Here is an 8,916-nt window from a genome sequence, read left to right as displayed (position 1 = left end):
GCTGGTTTATAGAAAGAGCGATAAGCTCATTTTGAAACTGACGAGATAAAATATCTCTTGTTTGATTTTGCGAACAAAATCGTTTTACTCACTCGTTGTTCAGTTTTCAAAGATCAATCATTTCCGGCCATATCAACGCCCGGAATAATAATATATCATACTTCGATGATTCATGCTACTGGTAAATAATACCTCGTAGGTAATCCTTTGAATTTTTGAAGTCCATCTAACTATTACATCACAGCCTATCTTACGGCCGGATACATAATATATCATTTAGGTCTGCTGATTACTACATGTAAATTACACCAATTAATAACCAAGTTATCAAAATCAGTTCTATTACTGTACTGCTTATACTTTCCAATTTGTTTTTCTTCATTAAAGGTACCGTGAATCTTTGACCAGATCTACTGCATCCGATAAATGCTTTTCATGAATAGCGGTTAGATATCTTGCGACGACTTTTTGGGCATCTTACTCTTGTACTAACAATTTAGGGTAAACGTAACCTAATTGAAACCGCCCATCCAATAACCGGATGGGCGGTTTTTACATACTACTTTCCTGCTCCTTTATCACCTGCCCAACCCCCAACAGAATCAGCTTCAATCCGAACTCAAACGCTTCGTCGGTCCCCATCAGCTCGAACAGCCCGTTCGTGAACATCCTCCGGAATAGTCCCACTTCTGTCTCACTCATGGAATTCAGAAGGTGAACCATCTCCTCACCCGGAAGTGCTCCCTGATCCTTGAGGATAGCGGAGACATTACGCTCATGCTGATAATCGTCTAGGACGAAGTAGGAGACATAGTTCACAAGCGTAGTAACCACTTGCATTTTCTGCTCTTGCTCAAGCGGTGTCAACTCCACGCAGAGCAGCATACGGTTGGTGAACCGGATGATGTCCGGTTCGTGGGGCAGCGTCATCATCATGAGCTGCGTGGAGCAGGGGTACCGGTAGAGCACACTCCGCATCGTTACCGCAAGCCCCGTCAGCTGCTCCTTCCAGTCCCCCTCGGAATGAAACTCCTCCAGAATCATTTTCGATACCTGGTTGGCCAAGCGCTGATAGAGATTCTGCTTGCTCTTGAAGTACCAGTACAAAGAGGGAGCCTGAATCCCTAGCCGGTCGGCCAATCGTCTCATACTGAATTTCTCGATACCCTCCTCTCCAAGAAGCTCCCACGAGGCTTCCAAAATCTTATCCTCCGAAATTTGAGGCTGCTTTTTTTTCATCGGTATCCGCCCTTTTATCTAACAGTGTAAGTTTATGCTTTACAGGTTCATAGGTTCATGATATCATCTAACACTGTAAGGCACAACCTAACAGTGTTAGACTGAAGGACAAAATAAATAAAGAAAGTAGTGACTCGCATGGATGCAGAAAACCTCCATTACTTTGAAAAAGCACCGGTCGCAAAAGCCGTAGCTCACTTCGCTGTACCGATGATGCTAGGTACGTCAATGAATGTCATCTATTCCATCTTAAATGCCTATTTCCTTGGTACACTGGGCAATACTGCCATGTTAACCGCACTCGCACTAACCTTGCCGTTATTCGCGATCATTATGGCACTAGGCAACTTGATAGGCATGGGTAGTGGCACATTCATCTCCCGTTTGCTGGGAGAGAAAAAATATGACGATGTGAAGCATGTGTCTTCATTCGCCTTTTACAGCAGTTTAGTTCTCGGTCTTATCGTGATGGCGGTCGGTCTCCCGTTGATCGATCCAATCGTTCATGGCCTCGGGGCAACACCTGACTCCTTCGGATTCACGAAGGACTATGTCACGATTATGCTTATTGGTTCACCATTCGTCGTATTATTCTTCACGCTGGAGAATATTGTGCGCTCCGAGGGTGCAGCAATCACGTCGATGATCGGTATGATTCTCAGTGTTGTCGTGAATATTATTCTCGACGCGCTAGTCATCTTCGTCTTCCATTGGGGCGTGATCGGCGTTGCGTCTGCTACGGTCATCTCTAACTTGGTTGCGAGTGCATTCTACGCCTTCCATATGGGATATAAGAGCCAATTCTTAACTGTCTCCGTTAAATGGTTTAAGGCTACCACGGATATTCTGAGCAATGTATTCAAAATCGGAGTTCCCGTCTTTGTTATGAGTATCTTCTTGGGTGCAATGTCGCTCATCTTTAACCATTTTCTTGTCGATTATGGGGATCAGGCCGTAGCGGCTTACGGAATTTCATCACGCCTATTGCAATTTCCTGAGTTTATTCTGATGGGCTTATGCGAGGGAGTTGTGCCGTTGATTGCCTTCTCTTTTACAGCGAATAAATTACGCATGAAGCATACCATTGGATTTACAATCAAAGCTATTGTGGCGTTAGCAATCGTGTTTGGTGTTATCGTCTACCTGATTTCCGACCACTTAATTGGTTTATTTACGAGTGACCCGCAATTAATTGAAATGGGTAGCTACATTCTACATGTGACGTTCTTATCCTTGTTCATTACAGGAATGACCTCGCTGTTTACCGGTATCTTTCAAGCAACAGCGCAAGGAACCGCCGCGTTTATTATGTCAGTTATTCAAGGAGTTACTCTGATTCCTGTGTTGTATATTGCTAATCGAATGAACGGATTCCACGGGGTGGTCTGGTCGCTTGTCATTTCGGATGCCGTCGCGTTCCTTGTTGGTGCCATCATGCTGTATGTTCTGCGGACCAAATTGCAGCCGGATTTGGATAATTTAGTACAGTAGAAAACATATAACATGCAAGAAGGCAGGATAAGGACACTCCCCGACCCTGTCTTCTCGGTGGGGTAGAACTGTATTAACCTAAACTGCCCGTTAGTTTAACCTTCATTTGTTGTGCCTTGTTCCGACTATTCTCTACGAGCTATACGAAACCCTTGATCGGGACCAAAGCCATTCGCATCGAACTTACCTCGGAAAGATATCTCGTTGTTGCTGACGTTGCCGGACATATCGTAAATTCCTAACTCGTTGGGTTTCCGGGTACCGATCGATTTTGTTTTATTATAGTTGCTCTCTATGATAGGCCAGTTCCAGTCTCCAGATAAGTATTTGTCTCCGGCGTTTTTCCAATACCATGCGACCTCGTCGGCATTATTGCTTCCACTGTATGTGTAGCCCTTGCTCGCCTGACCTCCGCCTGCAGCATATTCCCACTCCACTTCTGTAGGCAATCGGTAACCGTTAGCTCCCTCATTAATCGTTACTGTCCATTTTATATTATCGTTATCATTCTTATTGTTGCTATTAAAATAAACATTAATAGCTTTCTCATGGATAGATCTCCTTTAAGCTGATAGGAAAAATAGTAGGCTGTGATGGCCTTGCAACTCGCCTCCAGCAGCGTCGAAGGCCGTTCGCCTTGCAGGAAACGGCCTTCGACGCATCCGCACTGACGGATAGACTGGAGGGGAACGGTCATCGGCCTGTCTACAATACTTAGGGCTCGGTGAGTCCTCCATGATCGATTCATTTAAACCCTATCTATCAGACAGCTCTCAAAACCCGCTTATCCCGTGAGACAGTCCCAACCGCGCCTGTTCGTTGAACAGCTTGCAGTTGAGTGGTTACCACACCGTTACGTTAGAGCTCCCGCTACTCTGATACCCCTCTGTCGCCAACACCTGGTAAGACCAGTTACTTCCCAGATTCATTCCTTTGCTCGCCCATGCTTTCACGTGGTTGCTGAAAGTGATTGTGGAGTTGCCCCCGGTCGGTCTCTTCGACTGTCGAACACTCCAGTACTGAATAAACGTCGTTTTTTCGCCTTCAATGGAAGGTGCGTCGTATCGCATTGTTGTGTAGATATCATATGTGCCCCCATCACTGGTCACCGTACCTTTATACGTTCCGGTAGGTCGATAAGTACCCCAGCTATCAACGACGTAATATTCGATGAGTGAGTTTCTCGTCCACCCGTAGAGAGCCAAATATCCATTACCGGACGGCGCCCAGACACCGGCATTGTAGTTGATCGTTCTGTTTGGCGATCCAGTAGTCCAGCCTTTGCCGACAACAAAATTCCCGGTATCCTTCCATGTTACGCTGTAATTACCGCCTGATCCATTAACAGCATTGACCGTCCCACCGCCATCGGTCCAATTTTGCCAATAGTCTGTCGCTGCACTTGAGGTTGTTGCAAATAACCCAAAACTCATGGAAGCTGCAAGAACTACCGTCATCATTTTCTTACTAAAATTAAACATACTCTACCTCCTAAAATTTTGTGTTTGTCCCATACACTTGCTTGTTGGTTGATTCTCTTTGCAGTATATCACCTATACGTTCCATATTCCGTATTTTTTTACTTTAACCTCCTTTCTGAGTGAAATTATAGAATAATAGCGTTTGCATATAAACCTAGCAAATTAAAGCTTTAACTCTATTATGTTTAGCTCTCTTTGAATTTTATAGAATAATTCCAGTATTACAGCGAGGGAAAGCACCACTCAAACGCGTAGTGGCGCCTCAGGTACATTTTCAACTCAACTTATATACTAAAAAAACTTTATGCAAATAACGCATAAATATCAATATACATCCATCGCATGCTGTAAAATGTGCTTGGGTGATTAGCAGCGCATAAATGAATCACCGATTCACGTGAGGACAAACACTTAACTTTTCATAAGGAGGTATGATAAAAATGATTTTGGAGGATATGTACTATGGAAAATGGCGTCCCAGTGAACAGATACATTCAACCGACCCTGAATCTCAAAAAGTGAATCAAAAAATTAGTGATCTCATGGAGATGTTGAAAAGTAAATTACCAGCAGTCGAGTTTGAGTCAATTGAAGTCATGTTCGATTTATTAAGCGAGTCAACTTCCCTGCACTCCGCAGCAGCATTCATTCACGGGTACCGGGCGGGGGCATTAACGATGATTGAAGTATTTAGCGAGGACAAAGAAATTGTTGATCGTAATAGATAGATGATGGAGGAGTTATGGTGGTGAGCCCGCTACGCATGCAGATTGTTCTTCCGATCGCTGTTATCCCTAGATTTCTCCTCAGTAGAATATAAACTTAAAGGTAAAATCTAGGGATAGCTGAACGAATGGAATACTTTAAGAGAATTTCAGACGAATGGAGGGGCTGCCTAGCCTCTTCCTGCGCCCAGCGCATTCATCAAGAACTCGTAAATTTCCAGTTCGTTGATTTTATCGCCATCGGTCACTATGTTATGCTGAACTTGCAGTCCGTTCTTGAACACGGTGAACATCCGAGCTGTCCTGTCCGCATCGATTGAAACAGGGATAGCTCCATTCTGCTGTCCGACTTCGATCCACGTTTTGGCAGTGAGGATAGATGCTTCATGATAACGTTTCAGAATGCCAGCCACGGCGGGCTTATCCTGTTGGCTGAGTAGATAAATAAAAATCAGGCTGGCAGCGCTGTCCCCACTACCGATGTTACGAAGCCGTTCAGTTAAGGTGTTAAGCGGGGATTTGATTCCTTCTGGTCCTGCGGGAGTCCGGGCGACAGATTCAAAAAAGCGCTGATTGGTTTTCTCCATTCCCGCCTCCAGAATCATACCGAACAATTCATCTTTGCTTTTGACATAATGGTAAATGGCTCCTTTAGTCAGTCCGCTGCGATCCGCAATATCCTGTAGTGTCGTCGCCCGACAGCCTTTCTCCATAATCATCTTTTCGGCAATCTCAAGCAGCTTTTTTAGACTGTCGTTCATCGCTTTATCTTGCATAATCTTTTACCTCCCGTTTGTCTGTCTTTTTATTCGTTTAATGAAACCTATATTCCACCAGATCGTCAAACCAATAAGCCCGTAGGTGAAGAACGACGATACGACCAGAAAGGTCGGTATGGACAGCGAATATACCAGCACTACTTTGATGAAGGCTTCCAGCAGCAGGCTGAGTCCCCACACCGCCGTTATCAGGCGGAAGTTAAAGCGATAGCGTGGAAGCTTCTCCCATTTATCGTTTATCTGAGGATTATGACCTGTGAATCTTTCCGCAAAATAATAAATTAATGGTCGACCAAAGAGCAGCGAGCCTAGAAACACCAACCCCATAATACCGGTTACATAAGACTCCCGTAGCAAAATGAAGCGTTCGTCACCGCCCAAGAGAACGGCCACCACGCCCAGAATCAGACCAAGAAAGATAAAGCCAGAGAACACATCTGCTTTGCGCGTCCGTATAAGATTGTAGAGTGAGTCGCATAGTGGTACAAGAGCAGCGAAAGACAGAGCCACCACACTGCTCGTATACGGAATTAGCAGACGATAAGCCAAATAAGGCAATACAAGATTGATGATTAGCGTAAAGATGATTTCGTTGCGAGTTTTATTCATGGTCGACTCATCCTCTCATCATTCAAAACCTACCTTCGGTAGGTATTTTTCATTCTACATACCTTCGGTAGGTATGTAAAGATTAAAAATAATAATCTGTATACGAACCTCAATCTACATATTGCCCAAATGTGGCTACACAGTTCGCATACTCTATAACTACAAAAAGGAGATGGCGTTTGCCATCTCCCTTGCTTTTATTCTTCCCTCATACTTCCTGCTTAAAAACATATTGCTCACGGACACACACTCTAACAAGCAACTATATTTTTAATCCCCCACCCGATTCAAAAACACCTTCGTCCGTTCCAGCTGAGGATTGCCAAAAATCTGCTCTGGTGTACCGGATTCTGCAATTTCGCCATTATCCATAAAAATAACACGATCCGCCACATCTCTCGCAAAGTTCATCTCGTGGGTCACGATGACCATCGTCATATGTTCCTCAGCCAGCTTTTTGATAACTCGCAGCACCTCACCCGTCAGCTCGGGATCAAGGGCCGAGGTCGGCTCATCAAACAGTAAAATATCAGGGTTCATCATCATTGCCCGGGCAATCGCCACGCGCTGCTTCTGTCCTCCCGACAGTCGGGATGGATACGCATCTGCTTTATCTGCTAATCCGACTTTAGCCAGCAACTCAGCGCTTTGGCGACGTAGCTCAGCCTTGCTCACCTTCTTCACCAGCTTCGGAGCCAGCTCCAGATTATCCTGCACCGTCAAGTGAGGGAACAGATTAAAATGCTGGAACACCATGCCCATACCGGTGGTAATGCCTTTAATGTCACCTGCCGGAGCGTACTGACCGTTTTCCACCAGTGCTTTATCATGAATGCGGATCGTCCCGCCCGTCACATCTTCCAGGTGTACCAAACTACGGAGCATGGTACTTTTTCCTGAACCTGAAGGACCTATGACGGCTACAACCTCGCCCGCTTTAACGTTAAAGCTCACTCTTTTCAGAACGTCGAGCTTGCCGAACGATTTTTTCAAATCGGTTACTTCTATTGCATTAGTATTCATATCCCGACATTCCTTTTACTCGAATTTAAAACGTTTTTCCAGCGCCCTGAAGAATAGCGTCAGCACCAAAGCTAACAACAAATAAATAACCGCCGCTACAACATAAGGTACAATCGAGAAATCACGGTTTACAGCCGTATTCGCAAAATGTAGCAGTTCCGGTACCGCTACTGCATACAGTAGTGCCGTATCTTTTACCAGTGTTGTCGCTTCATTGGTTACCGCAGGCAAAGCGATCCGTACCATTTGCGGCACAATGACTCTAATCAGCGTCTGCGACTTGCTCAAGCCCAGCACTTGCGAAGCCTCGTATTGCCCTTTATCAATCGACAACATTCCGCCTCTAAAAATTTCTGCAAAATAAGCCGCATAATTCAGTACAAATGCCAGTACCGCAGCCGTTGTCCGGTCCAAGACCAGATACTCCCCAATGACAGGCAACATCGGCAGACCAAAACAAAAGAACAATAATTGCAGCAATAGCGGCGTACCGCGTATAACATAAATGTACGTATGCATCAGCCAGGCGATTGGCTTAATCCGGCTTTTGGCCAGCAACGTAACGATAAAACCCAATGGAATAGACAAGATGAGCGTGATGAAAAATAAAATAACCGTCATCTGTGCCCCTTCAAGCATAGGCTTCATAATTCGCAAAATATATTCCATACTCATGACCTTCGACTCCTAAACCCTTAGTTCAATACACTACGTATTAATTTAATACTTTATCTTCACCAAACCACTTTTTCGAAATTTCAGCAGCTTTTCCGTTCTTGTGCAGCTCATCCAAAGCGGATTGCAGCTGCATCAACAACTCTTCATTTCCTTTTTTCACACCGATGCCGTATTCCTCAGGGGCCAATGATTCATCAAGCAGCTTATACGTCCCTTGTTCCTTCGACATATAATACTTGGCTACGACCTCATCAATGATAACCGCATCCAGACGTCCGGTTTTCAAGTCCGTCAAAGCCAGAACATTATCCGGGAACTCGGACACTTGCTTCAATTTACTTTTGATCGGATTTGCATCCAATGCATCGGCTGCTGAAGACAGCGTCTGGAGTCCGACCGTTTTGCCCGTCAGATCAGCCAGCTTGGATAGACTGGAAGTAGCCGGAATGACAATCACCTGACTGTTTTTCAGATATGGCTTTGTGAACAGCACTTTTTCCTTACGCTCATCCGTAATGGTGTATCCATTCCAAATGAGATCAATACGTCCGCTGTTCAGCTCGGATTCTTTGGCAGACCAGTCAATCGGCTGAAATTCCACCTGTTTACCCATTTGTTCCCCGGCCGCTTTTGCATAATCAATATCAAAGCCGGTCAGCTCGTTATTTTCATCTCTAAAGCCCATCGGGGCGAATTTATCATCAATTCCAATAATCAATTTACTGTTATCCTTACCGCCGGAACATCCGGCCAACACGATCATCATCAATCCAATTAACATCGTAAACATGGCTGCTTTTCTCATCTTATTCCCCTCCAACAATGGTGACCCCCGTATCCAAGAACAGGTGGCAAACGCTTTAGTTCGTTAACACGTTATCAGAGTATCAT

9 protein-coding genes and 1 pseudogene are annotated in these 8,916 nt (G+C 44.9%); 2 read left to right on the top strand and 8 right to left on the bottom strand.

Translation table 11 applies throughout. The annotated features are described in order from the left end of the window. Positions 1-552 precede the first annotated feature (552 nt). Positions 553-1,239 (bottom strand): TetR/AcrR family transcriptional regulator, encoded by a 687-nt coding sequence (locus MHH57_RS04895; RefSeq protein WP_342434888.1) that lies wholly within the window; start codon positions 1,237-1,239, stop codon positions 553-555. Between the two features lie 138 nt (positions 1,240-1,377). Here MHH57_RS04895 and MHH57_RS04890 point away from each other — a divergent pair, with 138 nt between their 5' ends. After that, positions 1,378-2,730 carry an MATE family efflux transporter gene (locus MHH57_RS04890; protein ID WP_342434887.1) on the top strand — a complete coding sequence of 451 codons (1,353 nt, stop codon included), beginning with the start codon at positions 1,378-1,380 and terminating at the stop codon, positions 2,728-2,730. A gap of 125 nt (positions 2,731-2,855) precedes the next feature. Here the strand turns inward: MHH57_RS04890 and MHH57_RS04885 are convergent. Both MHH57_RS04885 and MHH57_RS04880 read right to left on the bottom strand, forming a co-directional pair. Further along, positions 2,856-3,254 (bottom strand): annotated as a pseudogene (locus tag MHH57_RS04885) (SUMF1/EgtB/PvdO family nonheme iron enzyme); the annotation flags it as partial. Between the two features lie 318 nt (positions 3,255-3,572). Further along, the gene (locus MHH57_RS04880) at positions 3,573-4,211 is read right to left on the bottom strand and encodes a glycoside hydrolase family 11 protein (RefSeq protein ID WP_061831741.1); all 639 of its coding nucleotides are present in this window, start codon (positions 4,209-4,211) and stop codon (positions 3,573-3,575) included. Positions 4,212-4,651: 440 nt separating this feature from the next. On the opposite strand from MHH57_RS04880, the gene MHH57_RS04875 reads away from it, so the two are divergent. After that, a complete protein-coding gene (locus tag MHH57_RS04875; protein WP_342434886.1) occupies positions 4,652-4,939 on the top strand; it encodes a DUF6809 family protein in 288 nt (95 codons plus the stop codon). A gap of 167 nt (positions 4,940-5,106) precedes the next feature. Here the strand turns inward: MHH57_RS04875 and MHH57_RS04870 are convergent, their stop codons facing one another. From MHH57_RS04870 to MHH57_RS04850, 5 genes are all read right to left on the bottom strand, one after another. Continuing rightward, entirely contained in the window at positions 5,107-5,712 is a 606-nt protein-coding gene (locus tag MHH57_RS04870) for a TetR/AcrR family transcriptional regulator (RefSeq protein ID WP_069291221.1), read from the bottom strand. 6 nt (positions 5,713-5,718) lie between these two features. Continuing rightward, the gene (locus MHH57_RS04865; RefSeq protein ID WP_342434885.1) at positions 5,719-6,324 is read right to left on the bottom strand and encodes a VC0807 family protein; all 606 of its coding nucleotides are present in this window, start codon (positions 6,322-6,324) and stop codon (positions 5,719-5,721) included. Between the two features lie 270 nt (positions 6,325-6,594). After that, positions 6,595-7,347, bottom strand: coding sequence for an amino acid ABC transporter ATP-binding protein (locus MHH57_RS04860; RefSeq protein ID WP_023987213.1), 753 nt, complete (start codon positions 7,345-7,347; stop codon positions 6,595-6,597). Positions 7,348-7,362: 15 nt separating this feature from the next. Then, the gene (locus MHH57_RS04855; protein WP_023987212.1) at positions 7,363-8,022 is read right to left on the bottom strand and encodes an amino acid ABC transporter permease; all 660 of its coding nucleotides are present in this window, start codon (positions 8,020-8,022) and stop codon (positions 7,363-7,365) included. A gap of 40 nt (positions 8,023-8,062) precedes the next feature. Further along, positions 8,063-8,830 carry an amino acid ABC transporter substrate-binding protein gene (locus MHH57_RS04850; protein ID WP_342434884.1) on the bottom strand — a complete coding sequence of 256 codons (768 nt, stop codon included), beginning with the start codon at positions 8,828-8,830 and terminating at the stop codon, positions 8,063-8,065. Between the last annotated feature and the right edge of the window lie 86 nt (positions 8,831-8,916).

The organism is Paenibacillus sp. FSL H7-0442 (assembly GCF_038593105.1).
Taxonomy (GTDB): domain Bacteria; phylum Bacillota; class Bacilli; order Paenibacillales; family Paenibacillaceae; genus Paenibacillus; species Paenibacillus polymyxa_D.
The sequence above is the reverse complement of the archived record's forward strand: the minus strand, read 5'-3'. Positions and strand labels throughout refer to the sequence as shown.